The organism is Glaciecola sp. SC05 (assembly GCF_041380235.1).
Classification (GTDB): Bacteria; Pseudomonadota; Gammaproteobacteria; order Enterobacterales; family Alteromonadaceae; genus Glaciecola.
Genome location: NZ_JBGIYY010000007.1, coordinates 1 through 19,231, shown reverse-complemented (window position 1 = coordinate 19,231; position 19,231 = coordinate 1). Strand labels below are relative to the sequence as shown.

The window sequence follows — 19,231 nt, the reverse complement described above, 5'->3', positions numbered from 1 at the left end:
ATCAGAGTAGCACTATCTTATTTATCACGCATACAAAATCAGCGGTCGATATCATCTTCGAGATTGTTAATAAGCGAGCCATAACCTAATCAAACTATTTATTTGAACTCATTAAAAAACAGTTTGCACCCTACATGTTTAAGCCTAATCACGGTTCCTCTAAACAAGATGAATCGGATACTAATTTCAACTTGTCTATTTCAATTCGTTTTTTTCCTATCCCTCTACTAAACTAGCAAAAAAGGTGTATTACCTTAAATAAGATGGGAGACGTATTCGATGTATATTGTTCGTAAACGCAGCGGTGAAAAGTTAAGTAGAATCGTCATCCATAACGAAACGGTGTATCTGTGTGGACAAGTAGGCCTTGATTTAACTGAAGATATGGCCGGTCAAACCACGTCAGTATTTGCGCGAATAGACGAGCACTTAGCCGAAGCCGGCACCGACAAGTCAAAGATTTTATATGCCCTTATTCATGTAAAGGATAATAGCGACGTGCCATTATTTAATAAGCTATGGAGTGATTGGATACCTGAAGGACAAGCTCCTGCTCGTTCGTGTGTTCAGGCTACCATGGCAAGAGACGTTATTCTGGTAGAAGTGACCGTTACTGCTGCATTATGATGTCTATGAGAAAACATGGATACTAAGGCTAAAAATATCATAGGATGACACGCAGGTATCGAACTTAATTGCCGATATTTATAAAAACATTGGTGAAAAAACGTAGGGTTTATATTGAAGACCAGACTCATACAAAAAAAGCTGCTGTGCGCCGCTATATGCGCCATAAACCTCATTGCCTATAAATCAAATGCTAGTGACTCAGTATCGAACACGCCTATGCATGTTTATTATGAAGACATCTACTTTACAGAAGCATATACAAATCAAGACCCAAAGAATGCAATATCTGCAGCTATGCTTGCAGTAGCTAACCGACTGCCTAGCAACGTAAATATTGAATTCTTGCCCACTGCTCGCTTAAACATAAAATTTGAAGAAGAGACAAAAAGCTCAGTATGTGCGCTGTTTAAACTTAAGTCCACAGAGCGCGAATCAAAGTACTATTTTTCGCTACCAATTGGTTTTATGCAAACCCATAGACTCTTTTTAAGGGAAGATATGGAGCCTCTGCATCCTTCTCTTCTCAATAAAGAAGGGGAGGTAAAACAAATACCAGCACTGTTTGATTTTTATCCCGAGGCTAAAATAATACTTTGGGAAAATATTAGTCACGGTGATTATCTTGATAACGCGTTAAATAAGGTAGCTTACAAGAACAAGGCATTTGTTCAGGGAATGACCTCGCATGTTAACTTGGCAAAATTAGTCGTTCATTCTAGAGCAGACTTCGCCATTATGCCGCCGGCGGAGCTCGCTCATATTGAAGGTAATTTAAGGAGTATGGGCTTAGTGTCATATCGAATTGCAGGTATCGAGCCTGTAATAAAAGTGTATATGATGTGCAATAAAAATGAAGCGTCGAAGAAGTTCATACAAACTGTCGACGCAGCAATACGCGAGCTTTATGACAGTCCCGAGTATATGTCTGCTAACCTTCTGAATATAAGCGCAAACGAAGTGCCTTTCGTGATAGAGGCGATTAATAAAGTAAAAATGGCAATTGAGTAAATACCCACAACCTGATCAAGTTCAAGCAGCAGGGTATCAATACATTGAGGAGTCATCCCTCTAAAAATATTCAAAACTATCTCAAGGAGAGAAGATATGAAAGAGTTAAATATGACAGAAGTTCAAGATGTAAATGGAGGAGTTGTGCCATTTATTGTGGGAGTTATTGCAATAGATGTGGGCTTAATCGCTGCAATGGGTATCGCTCATATGGCGATGCACAAACTCAGATAATACAAGGAAAATTTTATGACCGAAATAAACACAAATGAAGTAGAAAATGTCAGTGGTGGGATTGCACCCTTGCTCGTAATAGCAGCAAAAGGCTTCGGCGCTTGATTTGGAACCGGTGCTGCCGCGTTTACACTTTATTTTACAATATCTAGTCAGCACTAAGCTGGGCTTTGAAAGCGAGCGCCTTTGATGTGTAGAGGCGCCCGTTTTATTGAGAATGCTAATGAAAAATATAATAACATACGGCTTCGCTACTTTAGTGACCTTGCTATCATTACTACTTGGTTTTAATGCTTATAAACTTTACCAAAAACATGGGTTAATTACCGAGGTACTGGGCATCATAGGAATAATCAGTTCAATTGTATTGATAGCTTTGGCTTTACTGCCCTCGGTAAAGATACCTCACAAGGACACAGATAGTAGTCGGATAAAAATGATTCGGAAAAAATACGAAAACAAAAGACAACAATGAGTTTACTGCACTCTGAATGCTATGTTTTGTAGATTGACAATAAAGATCATACTAACAAGCTCTGAAATCTTTGGTTGGGAAGTGACGGGAATACGGCATAAGCGGCCGTATGCCGCTCATTACTACATAGGCTTTTAAAGTACTAATCCTGTTTGAATTTTAAAAAAATTTTTGAGCCGGAATACCACCATGTTAACTGGGAAAGCGGTCATTCGTCTAAACACCCGTCATAGTAATCTACATTTCACAAAAGGTAGAATAAGCCTGTTGTTCAGACAGGGCCTGTATTCGCCGTATTTACGCATAATGTGGTTACGATGCACGCATAGTAACCACACTGATTTAGTTGCTACTTTAGTCTAGCTTATTGTTTTTATTGTATTTCTTAGTAAGCGACAAGCGGGGTTACTATGCATGCATCGTAAACGCATAAAAAGTTGTAGAAATTATCACCGAAAAAATAGTAAGCTATTGAAAATAATCAAGTATGAGGGCTGTGTGAAATGAAACTATCTCGTTGTTACAATGCGGTCTGCATAATAATAAGTTAGGCAAAGATATGGCTGAGAAGCAGTATCAAACCATTGAGGTTTACCGAGCTGCTGCAGATGCACTCTATGCGGTTAGTGGAATGGTGCTTTTCTCGTTCGCCAAACACGACTGTGACACAAAGAACGTAATTATCAGGAACTTCGTTGCCCGCTCAGCCATGACCCTTAGAAGCGTTTTTTCTCTTTGGGATAACGGTGACACTCAAAATGCCTGGGTTATACATCGAGCCTTGGTTGATAGAATGTTTCATTTGCACAGCCTCGGAGTGAATGACGACTTTCAAGCCTTCGATGACTGGTCGTTTTTCGAACAATTCAAGAGCCAAAACCGTGTAAAAAGCGATGACCTTTTCAAGGATCAGGCTGTAGGCTGGGTATATAAAATTAGTGATGAGAAAAAGGCACGCATCAAAGCTCTCGAAAAGGATAAGCCTAAGTGGCGGCGCCCGAAGGCGGAGGATGTCGCTAAAGACATGGGAATGGAATTTCTATACAAATACGGCTACGACTATGCCTCAACCCACGTCCATCCTATGGCCAATGATGGTGAGCAAAACTTTTACACCATTACAAAGCTTCAGCCATCGCCTAGGTTTCCCTCACAGATCACGGTGATCTCAAACACTATTTTGACCTCTACGCTGATTCTTCAGGATTCGTTGAATCACAGCTCTTTCAGCTGGAGGCGAGTGTTATGGGACTTTATAGATGATGTCCGAGCGCTGTTGGATAACGGAGATGTCAGCTATCAGAAATCTTTCGAAAAACTGGCCATTTTATTCAACGAACACGATTTATGTGGGCCCAATAATGCCTAACAAGACGCTGTTGGCGGACAATTTTTCCACCGCTTCGCGGCTCCAAAATTGCCGCAAAGCTTTGCGTTATGTTTCAAGATGAATAAATTGCGGCCATTGCTTTTTTTAGGTTTAAGCTTTGTCACTGTGTTTTGCATAGCGGGCTCTGTTGTTTCAAAACTATCATCAGAAGATTTGGAAGAGTTTGGTTTGACAGTGAAGGAGAATTTTGAAGGTAATTTTCAAATTAGCGTTCCATACCAAGTAGAGAAATGCAGTATCATTGCTATTGAAACAATGTTGCTAGCAGATGACATGCTTATTTTGCGTAGCGAATTGGCGAATACTTCAGAGGCTATTGAACTCTACTCCTCTTACATTATATTTGATCCATTAAGTAATTATGATTTGCATGTTGGAGCTCGATATAAATGCGCTAGTATGCCAACTAAATACTATGACTTTGGTTCATTTAAAACTATGGTGTCTATTGTAGAATGAAACATAATCGGGTAGCCAGAGGTCTCTAACCTCCAGCCCTCACAACACCCTGCATGCGGCTCCGCACAGGGCGTTTCACTTAGGATGGTGAAGCGCGATCCAACCATCACTTAGCGAATAAAGCCCCTCAGACTTTAAGTAATCAAGCGATAATGCCTGATTAATCCCTGGTGATTTAGCGCTGCGCCATGGCCCTTTACTGGTGGTGCCACTCGTTACTGCGGCATGTATGTTCGCGCCCAATTTCAATAAACTACTCACTTTGGTTCGCGGCTTTCGCCACTGTCGCCAATAGGCCATTCGTACTCTGCGCCTGATCCAATGATCTAGATCTACACATCGTTGATACCCACTAGCAATCCCAAAGTAGTTTATCCAACCACGTAAATATTGGCTGAGTTTAAAGAGCTGGTAACGCATCGATACGCCCCAATTGCGATTCGTTAACCGTCTGACTTGTTGCTTAAACTTCTGCACAGTCTTCGGGTGCCAGTGAATGAGTCCTCCTTTGAATGTGAATCCAAGGAATTTGCTTTCATTGGTCTTAACGACGTGGCTTTTGACCGAGTTAACGATCAGTTTCAGGCGGTGACTCAGGAATCTGCTGATACTGCTCAGCACACGTTCTCCCGCACGAGGAGAGCTTACCAATATGGTGAAGTCATCCGCGTAGCGAGCAAACTTGTGACCTCGTTTCTCAAGCTCTTTGTCCAAAGGGTCGAGCATGATGTTCGCCAATAAAGGCGATAAAGGCCCGCCTTGAGGAACACCTTCTCGACTTTCACTATAAAACTGGTTATCGATAACCCCAGCTCGCAAATAACGTTTAATCAGTTTAAGCAGTCCCTTATCCTTCACTTTATAGCCAAGGTAGGTCATGAGTAAATCGTGATCAACGCGGTCAAAGAACTTAGACAGATCGACATCCACAGTAAAACGGCGTCCCGTTTTAATGATGTCTTGTACCTGCTTCACCGCTTGTTGACCATTTCGATATGGCCTAAACCCAAAACTATTCTCTGAGAAGGTTGGGTCGAAAATGGGCGTTAACACTTTAGCAATAGCTTGTTGGATAACCCTGTCGACAACGTTGGGAATGCCCAGCTGGCGTTTACCGTCATCGGGTTTATCAATTTCCACACGCCTAACAGGCGAAGGTTGGTATTGTCCTGAGCGAAGCTCAGCCATAATACGCTTCCAGTTACCCGCTTTCGCCCAAGCGGGGAAGTCATCAATGGACATGCCATCAATGCCAGCGGCCCCTTTGTTGGCTCGAACTCGTTTCCATGCAGCCATAATATTGGCTGATTGAAGTGCGAGTCCAAGTAGATCTGCACTAAAGGCTGGCTGCTCATCAATACGCTGAGTCACGTCATTACCGGTCGGTATTCGTGTATTCAAGTTCAATAAGGCTCCTCCTTTGTTCTAAATGTTTATGGCGGGTCGGGCCCCGACTTCACCGTGTCCCAACCATTACGATGGGCGTTTGGCTACTATGCCGTCTGCTGACTTCTGCTTAATCACTTGCAAGGTTGCCCCTGAAAGCGCTGTCGGTTTTCATCAAATTCGCTCCTTTGAGTTGATGAGACTCAAAGGCCAAGGCACTTATATACCAGAGCCTGACTGGTGGTTTACCGATCGCTTGTTAAGCAGATCTCCCCAGATAAGAGCATGAACTTTCCCTGCACTGCTGCATCATTTACGGTGGCCGTTAAGTCACATGGCTTCGTTGTCTTGTGCCAACTCGCCTCCAGCCTACGCCTCATATGATGTTCTTATTCATCAGCTCGCAGATTTGCGTCCGGCTTCCTTCAGACTATCCCTCGCGGTTTAGCCCTTGCCATTCGCTAGTAGTTATCGTCTAATAACCAATAAGTTAAGTAAACGGTGACTTTCCTACAGAGGACTTTCACCTCATTAGTTCATGCCCATGCTGGGCGTACACAAACGCAGTCTGTCGGAGCGCCTTTCCGCGCCTTCGTCGCTACAAGGCGCCCGCAGCTGCGGGCGTTCTGTGCCACGGGCACTGAACATTTTGAATAAGGATGTATGCAAGCATCGAGATCTGTCAAAAGGTCCAGTAGAAAAGTTTGAGCTTTTTACGTACGCTTTAAGCTTCTGCGGTACACGCAGAAAACGGAGTTTACAGGCGGATACCGCAGAAGCTTAAAGTGTAGAGTCAAACATCGAATTAAGCCCGTGGGGTATAAGATAAACATTTAAAGATCACATGGTTAACGAATAAGGTTTATGAGTAACATGGATAGTGCATATCACGTAGCCACAGAACAACCTGTTGATGTGGACAAAGTACCTAGCGGTACTTCACCACATAACCTGAACTGTTAGGTGTCTATGGGTAGCGAAATATTAGTTCTTTTTTTCCCTATAACGATTGGCTTAATTCCGATAGCTTTCGTATGGAGCCTCGTGTCAATTTATAAAAAGCGTAAAAAGTCTGAATCATTTAAGCGCTATTTGTTTCTTTTTGTTTTCTCTTCATTTGGATTAGTGACAGCGCTATTCAGTTCTAATATTATAAGAGGCTTACTTGAATGGGGCTTTTTTTTATTTGTGCTACTGGTAATTCTTGGGATACCTGTATCGTTTGTTTATCTAGCAATAAAGCTCAATAAAAAACTGTTCAATGAATAAAAAAGATGAATGATGTTTTGAACGCGACACCTAACAAAAACATTAAGACGGATTTGGTGGAAAAGCGCCACCAAACCGATTATGTAAGGTGTTAGGCATTTAGGAGAGTTTATTTGAAAATTTCAGTGTTGTGTTTGGTGATTTTCTTATCTGGCTGCTCTTTTTTAAATCCTTTATTCTATGAGGAAGGCTTCAAAAAGTATGCTGATAGAATAGTAGGATTAGATGCCGAAAAATATACTACTTACCCATATGTTAAATTAGAGAAAGTCGTAGAACTTGATGATGAACATAGGGAATATTTCATATCTACGGACTACGAAACTAGTGCTACTGGAAGTAAATCCACATGTCATTGGGTACTTATTACTAAGCCTTCTAGCAGCATTGTTAACTCATGGCGATACAATTCAGTACCGTCAGAGTGCAAAGGTACCTTTTTTCACGAAGGTGCGTGGTAATAAATGCCTAACAAGTTATTAAATTGCGTTCCAGCAACGACCTGCGTGGCTTCCACGGGACTGCCTACGCTCCGCTGCGGCAGTCCATTGGTAAAGCGTTAGTTATTGAACGTCAGCTATCGAGAAAAATAGTTTGATCATCAATTTTTGAATAACAGTAAGGTCATCTCAGATATCATTGAAAATAGTATCACCTTTTTACTATCTCGATACCAAATACAAGAAAACCTCTACGTCGCCTAACTGCCCAAAACGGCCTGTCAGTTGAAAAAAAGTATGATACTTTACTTCTGATTTCGTTGAGTATTTCCGCCGTGGACTTGAAAAATCTAATTAGAAGTATGATTCTTTATTGTTGGTATACATTTTTTAAACGATTCATCTGATCGCTAGCTTGCTTTTACCCTAATTTTTAGCGATCGCGCTCTTGTCACCATGGTCGCCCTACCTTATTTAACAAAACCTATGTATAACTAGGTAACTGGATTAAAAATATGAGCTAACATTAATGGCAAAGCCAAGTAGACAAACCTTAGAAGATCTGAGAGGTTTAACAGCCATAATAGTCAACTCAACACTAGGCACTAGCAAGCTAGTTGAATCCATGCACAATACTATTGAGCGGGTGCACCCGCCCATAGGGGAATCAAAGGCCACCAGCACTTCTGGTATAAGCAGCTTAGTTTATAAAACCATTCGTAGTACAAGCAAAACTGTCGGTACAAGTTTTGACCTTGCTATGCAAGCGGTTGCGCCTTTTCTAGGTGATTCAACGCAATCATCTCCTACTCATGATGTGTTTTTGTCAGTGATCAATGGAGTGTATGGCGACAAACTAGTAGAGCAAAATAACGCTTTAGCGATAGACATGCGCTTTATATTTGACAGACAACCTTTGCAATTTAATAAAGCCGAAAGCCCCTTAAAACTCCAAGGGCAGAGCTCGGGTTCAAATAAAATAATGCTCTTTATTCATGGGCTTTGCATGAGCCATTATGGCTGGGAAGCAAACGATACCAATCAAAGTGAACAACTCGCAAAAGCACTCGGGTTTACGCCTATTTACCTGCATTACAACACCGGCAAATCGATTGCTAGCAATGGCGAGATGTTGGCACAGCAATTAGACATGCTGATAGAAGAGTGGCCAACATCCATTACAGATCTAACCTTAGTGGGCCATAGTATGGGTGGCCTTGTAGCGCGCAGTGCGCATTTTTATGGTACGCAGCATCACAAAAAATGGTTGACTAAGACAACTAGCATCATTTCAATTGGCACGCCTCATACCGGTGCCATGCTAGAGAAAGGCGGCGCAGTCATAGACTCATTGCTCACACTCAGTCCATATGCAGCGCCGTTTACTCGCTTAACTGGCATTCGAAGCCAAGGCATAGAAGACTTGCGACACGGCAAAATAAGCGCATCGCAAGACGCGTTCACACCTATACCTGATAATATTCGATTTTATGCCCTCGCTGGCGTATTGAATAAAACGCCCAATAAAGTATCCGAACAAACCATTGGAGATGGCTTAGTCACGCTGAACAGTGCGTTCGGTATCAGCAAGCAGGCTAGCAAAACACTGGCTATCCCTGAACATCATAAATGGCTGAAATACAATCTCAGTCACAATGCAATGCTCAGCGACCCCGATGTTTTTAATGCGATCGCAAATTGGCTTAAGCCTTATGCGAGTTAGCCTATATTAGTGCCCCATAGAAACCGCGCCTCATGGATAATCAACATGATCGCCATCGCGGGCTGACTTGTGCGACATTTACTGCCAGCCCTGCAACCATCTATCGCTATCTTTTAATTCATTGTAGTCAATATCATTGCTTCGTTTAGACATCAGAGCTTCAATCACACAAGCTTCGATTTCGCCCTCATCGTCAAATTTCACTTTCGTGATCATAAAATGGCGCTCTTTGTTTGTAGGCTTTACTGCCGTCCATTTGCTATTTAGCAATTTTTTAGGATTAAATTTATTCACGCTGATCCTCGCTGAATTTATTCACACTGATCCTCGTTGAATTTATTCAAGTCGCTGCAATATACCTGCTAGTATTGCTACATTGTTGATAAAGGCCAAATACCTCATGCTAAATCGTTTTTTAATACTCATTTTAAAAGGACTGTTAACCGTCTTGCCCCTGGCCTTAACGCTGTATTTTTTGTATTGGTTAGTGACTACGGTAGAGGTCACCTTAGCGGCTTATTTTAAATCTGATTATTATTTTCCTGGCTTGGGGATCGTCACCACTTTGCTTGTCTTGGCGGCAGTTGGCCTAGTGGTAAATGCATATGTCGTGAGAGTATTGCTCGAATACAGCAATCGCTTTATGGAGCGACTGCCGTTTATCAAAACCTTGTATGGCGCAATCACTGATGCGGTGGAGTTATTCAAAAGAAGCGATCAGCCAAGCGACCGTAAACCTGTGTCAGTTGAAATAGGCCCGAATGTTCACGTGATTGGTTTTATTACCAGCACTAGCGTGGCAGATAAACTGTTCCCCGACCAGAACAAACAGCCAGTCTACATGCCCTTGAGTTATCAAATTGGCGGCTACACGATTTACGTGCCGGCAGATAAAATCCAGCCTCTTGATATAGATGTAGAGACCGCTATGCGTATTGCTGTGACTGGCGGCTCTTCTATGCGCAGTGAAAAAGACAGTGTCAAATAATCAACTGGCATAGCGCTTACGATCATCATCCAGTAAGTGCTATGCCGTTAAAAAGAAGTGCTTCTATTTACGCGGCGCGCCCATCAAAACTCTGACGGCGCGGGCGGCGATGTGATTAATTTACGCGGATTGACCGGTAAATCCTTCATCAGCTCCTGAACCGCTCGTTCAATAGATGGGTCGATGCCTTGAGCGACAAGCTCAGGTCGGTCAATCACTTCAATGTCGGGCGAGACACCTTCGTTTTCGACTGCCCAGTTGCCCTCAGTGTCTAAGAAGCGGAATGTCGCGGCGATAATTGAGCCACCGTCGGCTAACGACGGATTGCCACTGATTCCGATTAATCCACCCCACGTGCGCGTGCCAATGATCTTACCTAAGCCGGCTTTGCGGAAGTAATAAGGTAAAGCGTCACCACCTGAGCTCGACTGCCCGTTTGTCAACATCACTTTAGGGCCGTCATGCGCAATTAGCGGTGTGGCATTGCTGTCTAAGTCTAGGCCTCTGCGCTTCCAATAGTTCATGGTTTTGCGTGACAAAAGCTCAATCATTCGGTCGGGAATAAAACCGCCACCGTTGTAGCGATCATCGATAATCAAACCATCTTTATTAATTTGCGGCAGCATTTGCTTGAATAACTCACGATTGCCATCTACAGCCGTGTTTGGCAGATGCACATAACCAATACGACCGTTTGACAGCTTGTCGACCATGGCTCTGCGTTCTTCCACCCAGGCTAAATATCTTAGCTCGCCTTCAGAGGTAATCGGCTTAACATGCGCCTGCCATGCTCCTTTACCTTTAGCACTGTCGTTCATGCTAAGCGTGATAGTTCTGTCTGCGGTATGCTCCAATAATTCGTAAATGTTTTTAACGCTTTGCGTGCTTTGGCCATTTATCGCGAGTATTAAATCGCCGACTTGTGCTCTTACGCCAGATTCTGTGAGCGGCGAACGCCGTGCTGGTGTCCAATTTTCGCCTTTGAAAATACGCGTGATCTCAAAGTAGCCGCTCTCGTGCTTTTTAAATTCAGCCCCTAATAAACCATTTTGCTTTCGTTCAACGCTTGGCTGATCGCCTGAGTTCACGTAAATATGACCAGCGTTCATCTCTCCTGCAATTTCACCAAACACATAGTCTAAATCGGTTCTATGTGTGGCGGCTTCAGCCATGGGTAAATACTTATCATGAATTGCTTGCCAATCGTTGCCGTGCATTCCTGGGTCGTAAAACCAATCGCGCAATATGCGCCATGCATCGGTATACATTTGGCGCCATTCTACTTTAGGGTCTATTTTTAGCGTTAGGTGGGTCAGATCAAGGGTATTGTCGACCATGCTTTGATCGGCCTTCGCCTCAATCACGCCGTAGTCTGCACCTTGCCTTACTAGCATATGTGCGCCATCGGCACTTAGCATGTAAGCACTTGCGCCTGCTAATACCGTTTTGGGCGCTTCATCTTTGCTAAGGTCGAGTATTTGTATCGTACTGCCGCTAGCGGCTCTTTCCATTACAAATAGTGCATCACCATTAGTCTGCAAGTCGCTATAGTTGCTCGACTTACCGGGCAGGGCCATTACGCGCTGGTCAAATCCGGCTACCTGCAAGTTGATTTCTACTGCTTTGTTGCCTTCTTTTTTACTATCAGCATCGTTAGCCGCGGGCTTGGTCAAACCATCGTTTTCAAATGGAAAGAGCGGTGGCACACTGTTGTTTAATGGAGCTACATACATTCTAGTCGCTTGGTGATACAGGTAGTTAAACTCATAGCTGCTAAACGACAGATTGTAATCACGGTTAGACAAAAAGAACAGGTAGTTACCTTTGGGGTCAAATACCGGTGAGAAATCGTTGAACGCTTCGCTAGTTAAGCGCTGTACGTTTTTATCATCAAAACTATACACAAAAATAGAGCTGTAGCCGCTTACCTCGGTTTTGGTATATACCACATATTTACTGTCGGGCGACCAGCTATAGTCATCAATGTCGTTGCGTGTGGAACGGTCTAACTTAGTGCTTCTTTTGCTTTTAACATTGACCGACCATAAGGTTTGATTAGTGTCGCTGTAAGCAATGTTTTTGCTATCAGGCGACCATACCGGAGCATAGCGCCACATGCTGCCATCATTAGTAATACGCGTCACTTCCCCCGATGCAGTATGCTTAACATACACCTCGTATTCACCCGAAGCATCGCTTAAATAAGCATAGTGCATGCCGTCGGGCGACCATGTGACGTCAATTTCTCTAACCGTTGGCGTGTTGCTTAAGTTAATAATTTCGCCGGTTTTTGCAGGCACCGAAAACAACTCGCCTCGAGCGGCAATAGCCACGCGCTTTCCGTTAGGAGAAATATCCATCGATTCGATAAAAGACTTGACGTTTTTGCGCTGCGCAAGCAAATTTTCTTGATTCGCGCTAATGTGAATGACTAGCTGTGTACTGGTATTGCTCGCTGGATCATATCGCCATAAATACCCGCCGTTTTCATATACAACCGCATCAGGACCGGCCGATGCCCATAGTGAGTCATAAGTATCATGGTGCGTTACCTTAATTGGCTCACCACCTTGCACGTATTTATACAGGTTCAGTTGGTAATCACGGTCGCTTATAAAAAAGATGTCGTTACCCACCCAGACAGGCTGATGGTCGGTAGCAAAGTTCGTTGTAATTTGTTCGCTGGTATTGTTAACCAAATCATATATCCACACGTCCTGAACGCGGCCGCCGCGTGAGCGCTTCCACGTTCTAAATTCTCTATCAATGGGTGTGTATACAAACTTACTGCCATCAGGCGACAGCATGCCGCCACCCGTTTCAGGCACCGCTAAAGGCTCTTCCATACCGCCATCTACATACACCCAATACGGTTGCCCCATACGTTCGCCCCAAGCCAAGCGGTTAGCGCGTACCAATATCTTTTTATTATCGGGAGACCAATCAAAAATGCGGTAATCAAACCCGCCTCTGGGCGGCATTGGGCCCACGTCGTTATACCACGTTAACTGCTCTAAATTAGCGCCATCCACGTCCATCACATATACCTGACGCGTGCCGCTGTATTCTGCCGAGAAGGCAATTCTTTTGCCGTCTCTAGAAAACTTAGGAAAGGTTTCAAAGCCAACATGCGACGTTAGTCGCTTAGATACACCGGTATTGATGTCTGCGGTATAAATATCCCCTGCATAAACAAAGGTAAGTTGATTCTGATGAATATCGGCGTAGCGCATTAATGCTGTGCCTTTGGAGTCGTGGTCATCTGCTGCCGCATAGCCAGAAGACACTATCATGCAAGAAAATATCGCAAGCGTTAGGGTAATCAGACGCTTAGGTTTAAGTGAGTTAAACATATGGTTTCCATATAGTTAAAGGAGGTCGCAAATATTGCGTAGCCAAAGAATATACAGGTTGTTAAAGATGTTCAATAGCTGAGGCTTTTGGCGCCCTATCCTCGTTTGTTTTAATTGAGGATACGGCATTGGCCTCATCAAGCACCCTTTGACTACACGCTTTAGTTTTACTTTTAACCATAGCTCAACAAGGGGTATATGCGATTGTTTGCCTGTAAATGCGAGTTATAGGGGCTTGCGAGTATCACTGATCAGTGTAAAATGTCGCCCGTACAAGTTGGGAAGAAATTTTTTGCCTTTGACGCAAGCATAGCTTGACTCACCAATGGTTCACAGACGCAATTGTGACACCCCTTTTATCCTGTCTTTGCGACAGTTGTTTTTCTCAAAAAATGCTTGTGAATTTATCTAGTGCGCATTCAGCACAAAGTTATCTCAACTATAAAAGCTAGTTTTATAGTTAAGGTAAATTAAGCGCATATGCTCAGCAGCATTATCAAATAAGGTTCGTTATGCTCGAAAAAATGAAACTCGAATGGTTCTCTAATATTAGAGGGGATTTACTCGCGGGGCTCGTAGTTGCCCTAGCCTTAATACCCGAAGCCATTGCGTTCTCAATTATTGCAGGGGTTGACCCTAAAGTTGGTCTGTATGCCTCTTTTTGTATTGCGGTCATTATCGCCATCGTCGGCGGGCGCCCAGGCATGATATCAGCTGCCACCGGCGCGATGGCGCTGCTGATGGTCACCTTGGTTAAAGAGCACGGACTTGAGTATCTTTTAGCCGCCACGCTGCTGACCGGAGTATTTCAAATCCTTGCGGGCTTTTTAAAGCTGGGCAGCTTAATGCGCTTTGTGTCGCGCTCGGTGGTCACCGGTTTTGTGAATGCGCTGGCGATATTAATATTCATGGCACAGCTGCCAGAACTCACCAACGTAACTTGGCATGTGTATGCGATGACTGCAGCAGGCTTAGGCATAATTTACCTCTTTCCATATTTACCTGTTATCGGAAAGACTATTCCATCGCCTCTGGTCTGTATTGTGGTGCTAACTGGCTTTGCGATGTTCATAAGTTTAGACATTCGCACCGTAGGCGACATGGGCGAACTCCCCGACACCCTTCCCATATTTTTATGGCCTGAAGTCCCCTTAAACTTTGAAACGCTAATGATCATTTTACCCTACTCGCTTGGGCTCGCTGTGGTGGGTTTACTTGAGTCAATGATGACCGCCACCATTGTCGATGATTTAACCGATACATCGAGTGATAAAAACCAAGAGTGCAAAGGTCAAGGAATCGCCAACATTGGCGCCGGCCTGATGGGCGGCATGGCTGGATGCGCAATGATTGGTCAATCTATCATCAACGTAAAGTCGGGCGGGCGTGGGCGTTTATCGTGTTTTGTTGCAGGTGTTTTCCTACTCATCATGGTGGTGTTCTTAGGTGATTGGATCAAACAAATTCCTATGGCTGCTTTGGTGGCAGTGATGATTATGGTGTCTATTGGTACCTTCTCTTGGACATCCGTGAGAGATTTAAAAAATCACCCTCTATCAACCAATATTGTGATGATTTCAACCGTTGCGGTTGTAGTCGCTACCCATAATCTAGCCATAGGCGTATTTGTTGGCGTGCTGCTAGCAACCCTATTCTTTGCCAACAAAATTGGACGCTTTATGGTGGTTAAAACCCAAAGAGCAAATGAAAATGAACGTGTTTATGAGGTGGTTGGGCAGGTTTTCTTTGCTTCATCTGAGCAGTTTATCCAGTCGTTTGACTTTAAAGAAGCGGTTGATAAGGTAGTTATTGACCTGACTCATGCACATTTTTGGGATATTACGGCGGTCACTTCACTAGACAAAGTTGTGATTAAATTCAAACGTGAAGGCGCCGAGGTTGAAATTATAGGGATGGGCGAAGCTACCTCAACTATCGTCGATAAGTTTGGTGTTCACAACGATCCCAAAGAAGTCGAAAAGCTAATGGGCGGCCACTAAGGAAATCATCATGAATAAAATCATTACTTGTATAGATGGCTCAGCAATTTCAGAAGACGTATGTCACGCAGGTGTTTGGGCAGCCAAAAAACTCGATAAGACCTTACTATTATTGCACGCCATTGAAAAAACCAATTGCCCGTCTAACCAAGACTTGAGTGGTGCAATTGGCTTGGGTGCCCGCTCTGCCTTATTGAACGAAATGGCATCACTTGATGAACAGCGCGGAAAAATGGCCTTAGCCTATGGTAAAGAGCTGTTAGAACATGCGCATGAAATAGCCATTAGTAAGAACTGCGCGAACATAGAAAAAACTCAACGCCACAGCGGCATTGTTGAAGCCATTTGCGACCTCGAATCAGACGCCCGTTTTATTGTGATAGGACGCGCTGGCGAAGGCCATCCTGAAGACTTCGAAGCACTAGGCTCACATATTGAACAAGTCATTCGCCGCGTGCATACACCGGTGTTAATTGTAAATAGAGGGTTTACCGAACCCAAAAGTTTTATGCTTGCCTACGACGGCAGAGAGACCGCCGACAAAGCGGTGCGGCGGATTATAGAAGGCGGATTACTGCATAATATGACCTGCCACTTAGTGACCGTAAAAAACAATGAAAGTGACTTACAACAGAAGTTCAAGCGCACCGAAGCGATGCTGCAAGAGCATGGCTTTGAGGTAAAGGCGAGTTACCTAGAAGGGAATATTTTTGACAGCCTATCTGCCTACAAAGAAGAGCAAAACGTCGACATGGTAGTAATGGGTGCGTTTTCTCACTCTAAACTGGCGACAGTATTTTTAGGCAGCAATACCTTAAAAATGCTCGGCTACACGCAACTGCCGCTTGTGGTGCTTAGGTAGACGCATACATTTGTTTTCGATGAGAGGGTTTATCAGCAGGCCCTCTGAAATACGCTTCCACCTTCCCAATGCATATAAGGCATGGCTGACGCTAAGCATTAGGGACTAAAAAACCAACAATCAAGGTAAAATCAGACAAAAATCAAGTTTTCATAAGTTTTTTACCGGTCGCTAAATGTAAGGTGCGCGAGCAGTATAAAAAACAAAAAAGGAAATTTATGAAAAATATATTGAAAAGCGCAATAGTTGCACTGAGTTTAAGTATTAGCCTCATGTCGAATGCTAGTTTAGTGTCGTGTGATGATGCTGACGCAAGCAGCACATCGACCAGAGACGATGGTTTTTTTATGACCGTTTGCTATGGCAACGAGGGTAGCGATTTTATTATCCAAGGAGCAGGTCCAAGCGGTGTTGCTCAGGTCTTATATAACAATACCTATGGTGGTAGTGGCGGTACTTTTACATCCGTATTCGAAGATGACTTTATTAATCAGCACTTTGGTTTAGCGCTGCCCCCAACCTATGTGGTATTGGTAAATGGATTTGAAGATGATGGCACCTTTTTCTTGCAAGGCTCTGTGAAATCAAATTTTGAAATAATTGGGTTTTTGGTAGGAAGAAATGGCGTCACCGACACATTTATGGGCGGATCACTGGATACTGTTTTTGAAAATTCCGTCACCCTAGATATTGTCGATAGAGTTATTGTTCAGGCATCTTCACCGGGGGTTATTGGTTTGATGCTAATTGCATGTGCATTTTTATTTAACCGTACTCGAAGATAACGATAAACAGTTCCCTAGTCGTTTAAACATTAACTTGTTTACACAATAAACAGTAACAAAAGGACTTGTTTCTGTTCTATTTAGTCAAGGCTATCGCGTCATTTTTCATTGCATCACCGTCGATGTATTGCACCATCGCCATGAACCTTGGCGTGTCTCTGACTGCGTCGTAAAAGGGCAAATAGTGTTCTAGAAAGGGATAAATTAAACTCCCCTGCTCAATACCTTCTTCAATACACTGTACCGTTTTTTCGCTATCGCCCATCATCCCCAGTATTCTACAAATTTCACTACGGGATATAATTCGTTCAGCCCAGTCGATAGGGAATTGTTGAAAGTATTGGTCAATTGACTTTAATGCCAATTCTTGTCTACCGCTCACTGCTAGCAACACCATATCTTCAGTACGAAGAGGTGCGTTAACTCTAAATTGATTGCCCTGATGAAACTTTTCAAATTCTGATAACCATATCGGAATAAAGCCATCTAAGTAGTGATCTTGGTCTTTCAGCCAAAGTGTAAACATTTTTAGCCTATGAGAAGAACGAAATTTATAAAAAGGTATGTTTAAATCGATGTCTTTAAAAAGCGCCAACGCTTGTTGGTAATCACGATTAGCGATATGCGCTATCCACCCGCAGTGTATCTGATTTGCGTGCTGACATGAGCGTGCTGTCGCACTTTGAAATATAGACAAGTCTCGATGATAACGAAAGTCCAACAAATGATGATAAAAATCGATTTCACCGGTTTGAAGCACAGCATGCGCATGATAAGTTTCTATTTCAATTTGCATTGCGTCGTAGTCTTGTAAAACCGACAAGGCACGTAAAATTCCCTCCGTCCATTTAGGGTTACTTGGTTCTAATATCCTGATTGCTTTTAATGTTCTGATGAGTGCTTCATAGTTATTGAGTCGACGTTCAATATACAACTTCATCTTCAGCACGCGAATATCGTCATTATTTAAGCTTTCAGCCAAATTAATAATCGAATATGCTTTATTAAAGTCCTCCACGATGTAGTAAATATAGGCGGCCTGAGCATAATAAAAGTCTGCAGAATTAGGCGATAGGCTCGCAATTTTCGCTAGTCCGGCTTCGGCTTTTTCAACATACCGCTTGGGTGATCTTTTAAAGTCCAAATAGCTGTAAAGCGCAACGAGTTCAGATTTTGCTCTTACAAAGTTGGGGTCTATACTCACCACTTCTTCAAGCATGTTAAGATATTCAGGAGACGACATACTCAGCCCTTCTTGCTCAACTTGGTACAAGGCATCGCGATAAAGGCGATAAGCAGTCATGTTTTCTGTAGGAACATAAGCTACCTGACTCTGGGAGCTCGGCGATAAACTAGTATGCACTGTGTCTTCAGTGTGTTGCTGTAAAACATATATTGCGGCAAAGGACAAAATACACATGCTGATAATCGCTACAGATACCTTGCGCAAACTCATTCGTTTTGAATGCGAGTGTATTGCCTTATCAATGGTGTCGAGCCTTGTGGAGTCTTCATTAGCAAGCGGAAATGAAGCGATGTAACCTCGCTTAGGTACGGTTTTTATATAAGCGTCGCGGTTGTCTTGATTGAGTGTGCGCCGCAATAAAGATAGACAGCGATTGAACGCGTGGTCTGATACTACGCGACTCTCCCAAAGCGATTCAATTAACTCGTTCTTACTTATCACCTTGTTCTGATTACAGTAAAGATATACTAACAATTTGCCGATTTGAGGCTCGAGACGGACTGTTTGTGTTCCATCTGAAAATTCCCCAGAATCCACATTAAATGAGCAGTTGCCAAAGACTACTTTTGCATTATTTTGGTTTACCACTTTCATTTTATTTCTCGATATTTATTGCGTTCTCATTCAAGTAACTCAGCTACTGTAAACATCTTCTAAAAGAATAGAACATCGCGCCATATGATGCAATGCATTGCAATTTGGGTTGTGAAAATGAGCGAAGAAAAATGGCAATTCCAAGCGTTAACGCAGTCCAAGCACTCTTTGAGAAAGCATCAATACCTTGCGCTTTATAAAATGAAAAAGGAAAACGATGATTTTGACTTTCTGACAATGTTGGGCTTGGTGGTCCTCAATATCGTCCTCGGGCTCTAGTACATTAAGTTTCATACATTGCACTGTTTGGTTTATGGATTGCCGTTTTGCGTATTAATAACTGAGCTAATTGATGCACTTAATTGAAGACACCGCGATATACTTCTTTG

General features: G+C 43.2%; 17 protein-coding genes. 13 read left to right on the top strand and 4 right to left on the bottom strand.

Going from position 1 to position 19,231, the window contains the following annotated elements:
• Positions 1-279 precede the first annotated feature (279 nt).
• The 6 genes from AB9H30_RS07820 to AB9H30_RS07795 all read left to right on the top strand — a co-directional run bounded on the left by AB9H30_RS07820 (position 280) and on the right by AB9H30_RS07795 (position 4,196).
• Entirely contained in the window at positions 280-627 is a 348-nt protein-coding gene (locus AB9H30_RS07820; protein ID WP_371194101.1) for a RidA family protein, read from the top strand.
• Between the two features lie 114 nt (positions 628-741).
• Complete coding sequence (locus tag AB9H30_RS07815) at positions 742-1,638, top strand: hypothetical protein (protein WP_371194100.1); 897 nt, start codon at positions 742-744, stop codon at positions 1,636-1,638.
• A gap of 96 nt (positions 1,639-1,734) precedes the next feature.
• Positions 1,735-1,872: a class IIb bacteriocin, lactobin A/cerein 7B family gene (locus tag AB9H30_RS07810; protein WP_371194099.1), complete on the top strand. Its 138-nt coding sequence runs from the start codon at positions 1,735-1,737 to the stop codon at positions 1,870-1,872.
• Between the two features lie 15 nt (positions 1,873-1,887).
• On the top strand, positions 1,888-1,977 hold the full coding sequence (locus AB9H30_RS07805; protein WP_371194098.1) for a class IIb bacteriocin, lactobin A/cerein 7B family: 90 nt from the start codon (positions 1,888-1,890) through the stop codon (positions 1,975-1,977).
• Between the two features lie 929 nt (positions 1,978-2,906).
• The gene (locus AB9H30_RS07800) at positions 2,907-3,716 is read left to right on the top strand and encodes a DUF5677 domain-containing protein (RefSeq protein WP_371194097.1); all 810 of its coding nucleotides are present in this window, start codon (positions 2,907-2,909) and stop codon (positions 3,714-3,716) included.
• A gap of 78 nt (positions 3,717-3,794) precedes the next feature.
• Positions 3,795-4,196, top strand: coding sequence for a hypothetical protein (locus AB9H30_RS07795; protein WP_371194096.1), 402 nt, complete (start codon positions 3,795-3,797; stop codon positions 4,194-4,196).
• 75 nt (positions 4,197-4,271) lie between these two features.
• Here AB9H30_RS07795 and ltrA read toward each other — a convergent pair whose 3' ends face one another.
• Entirely contained in the window at positions 4,272-5,603 is a 1,332-nt protein-coding gene (ltrA, locus tag AB9H30_RS07790) for a group II intron reverse transcriptase/maturase (protein WP_371194095.1), read from the bottom strand.
• Between the two features lie 1,361 nt (positions 5,604-6,964).
• Here ltrA and AB9H30_RS07785 point away from each other — a divergent pair.
• Together AB9H30_RS07785 and AB9H30_RS07780 are read left to right on the top strand one after the other, a co-directional pair.
• On the top strand, positions 6,965-7,312 hold the full coding sequence (locus AB9H30_RS07785) for a hypothetical protein (protein WP_371194094.1): 348 nt from the start codon (positions 6,965-6,967) through the stop codon (positions 7,310-7,312).
• A gap of 508 nt (positions 7,313-7,820) precedes the next feature.
• Positions 7,821-9,014: an esterase/lipase family protein gene (locus AB9H30_RS07780; RefSeq protein ID WP_371194093.1), complete on the top strand. Its 1,194-nt coding sequence runs from the start codon at positions 7,821-7,823 to the stop codon at positions 9,012-9,014.
• Positions 9,015-9,092: 78 nt separating this feature from the next.
• Here the strand turns inward: AB9H30_RS07780 and AB9H30_RS07775 are convergent, their stop codons facing one another.
• Positions 9,093-9,308 carry a TIGR02450 family Trp-rich protein gene (locus AB9H30_RS07775; protein ID WP_371194092.1) on the bottom strand — a complete coding sequence of 72 codons (216 nt, stop codon included), beginning with the start codon at positions 9,306-9,308 and terminating at the stop codon, positions 9,093-9,095.
• Between the two features lie 106 nt (positions 9,309-9,414).
• Here AB9H30_RS07775 and AB9H30_RS07770 point away from each other — a divergent pair, with 106 nt between their 5' ends.
• Positions 9,415-10,002, top strand: a complete 588-nt coding sequence (locus AB9H30_RS07770) for a DUF502 domain-containing protein (protein ID WP_371194091.1) — start codon at positions 9,415-9,417, stop codon at positions 10,000-10,002.
• An 83-nt stretch (positions 10,003-10,085) separates the two neighbouring features.
• On the opposite strand, the gene AB9H30_RS07765 is transcribed toward AB9H30_RS07770, so the two are convergent.
• Positions 10,086-13,355, bottom strand: coding sequence for a PDZ domain-containing protein (locus tag AB9H30_RS07765; protein WP_371194090.1), 3,270 nt, complete (start codon positions 13,353-13,355; stop codon positions 10,086-10,088).
• A 512-nt stretch (positions 13,356-13,867) separates the two neighbouring features.
• Here AB9H30_RS07765 and AB9H30_RS07760 point away from each other — a divergent pair.
• From AB9H30_RS07760 to AB9H30_RS07750, 3 genes are all read left to right on the top strand, one after another.
• Positions 13,868-15,355, top strand: a complete 1,488-nt coding sequence (locus AB9H30_RS07760; protein ID WP_371194089.1) for a SulP family inorganic anion transporter — start codon at positions 13,868-13,870, stop codon at positions 15,353-15,355.
• 10 nt (positions 15,356-15,365) lie between these two features.
• Positions 15,366-16,217: a universal stress protein gene (locus tag AB9H30_RS07755; protein ID WP_371194088.1), complete on the top strand. Its 852-nt coding sequence runs from the start codon at positions 15,366-15,368 to the stop codon at positions 16,215-16,217.
• 218 nt (positions 16,218-16,435) lie between these two features.
• Positions 16,436-17,002, top strand: a complete 567-nt coding sequence (locus AB9H30_RS07750; RefSeq protein WP_371194087.1) for a hypothetical protein — start codon at positions 16,436-16,438, stop codon at positions 17,000-17,002.
• A gap of 76 nt (positions 17,003-17,078) precedes the next feature.
• On the opposite strand, the gene AB9H30_RS07745 is transcribed toward AB9H30_RS07750, so the two are convergent.
• Positions 17,079-18,842 carry a winged helix-turn-helix domain-containing protein gene (locus AB9H30_RS07745; RefSeq protein WP_371194086.1) on the bottom strand — a complete coding sequence of 588 codons (1,764 nt, stop codon included), beginning with the start codon at positions 18,840-18,842 and terminating at the stop codon, positions 17,079-17,081.
• Between the two features lie 117 nt (positions 18,843-18,959).
• Here AB9H30_RS07745 and AB9H30_RS07740 point away from each other — a divergent pair, with 117 nt between their 5' ends.
• Positions 18,960-19,121 (top strand): hypothetical protein, encoded by a 162-nt coding sequence (locus tag AB9H30_RS07740; RefSeq protein ID WP_371194085.1) that lies wholly within the window; start codon positions 18,960-18,962, stop codon positions 19,119-19,121.
• Positions 19,122-19,231 lie beyond the last annotated feature (110 nt).

Coding starts and splice junctions, on each gene's coding strand:
- AB9H30_RS07780 (WP_371194093.1), top strand. CDS start 7,821: ATGGCAAAGCCAAGTAGACAAACCTTAGAAGATCTGAGAGGTTTAACA.
- AB9H30_RS07820 (WP_371194101.1), top strand. CDS start 280: ATGTATATTGTTCGTAAACGCAGCGGTGAAAAGTTAAGTAGAATCGTC.
- AB9H30_RS07765 (WP_371194090.1), bottom strand. CDS start 13,355: ATGTTTAACTCACTTAAACCTAAGCGTCTGATTACCCTAACGCTTGCG.
- AB9H30_RS07770 (WP_371194091.1), top strand. CDS start 9,415: ATGCTAAATCGTTTTTTAATACTCATTTTAAAAGGACTGTTAACCGTC.
- AB9H30_RS07760 (WP_371194089.1), top strand. CDS start 13,868: ATGCTCGAAAAAATGAAACTCGAATGGTTCTCTAATATTAGAGGGGAT.
- AB9H30_RS07800 (WP_371194097.1), top strand. CDS start 2,907: ATGGCTGAGAAGCAGTATCAAACCATTGAGGTTTACCGAGCTGCTGCA.
- AB9H30_RS07740 (WP_371194085.1), top strand. CDS start 18,960: ATGAGCGAAGAAAAATGGCAATTCCAAGCGTTAACGCAGTCCAAGCAC.
- AB9H30_RS07810 (WP_371194099.1), top strand. CDS start 1,735: ATGAAAGAGTTAAATATGACAGAAGTTCAAGATGTAAATGGAGGAGTT.
- AB9H30_RS07755 (WP_371194088.1), top strand. CDS start 15,366: ATGAATAAAATCATTACTTGTATAGATGGCTCAGCAATTTCAGAAGAC.
- AB9H30_RS07795 (WP_371194096.1), top strand. CDS start 3,795: ATGAATAAATTGCGGCCATTGCTTTTTTTAGGTTTAAGCTTTGTCACT.
- AB9H30_RS07745 (WP_371194086.1), bottom strand. CDS start 18,842: ATGAAAGTGGTAAACCAAAATAATGCAAAAGTAGTCTTTGGCAACTGC.
- AB9H30_RS07805 (WP_371194098.1), top strand. CDS start 1,888: ATGACCGAAATAAACACAAATGAAGTAGAAAATGTCAGTGGTGGGATT.
- AB9H30_RS07750 (WP_371194087.1), top strand. CDS start 16,436: ATGAAAAATATATTGAAAAGCGCAATAGTTGCACTGAGTTTAAGTATT.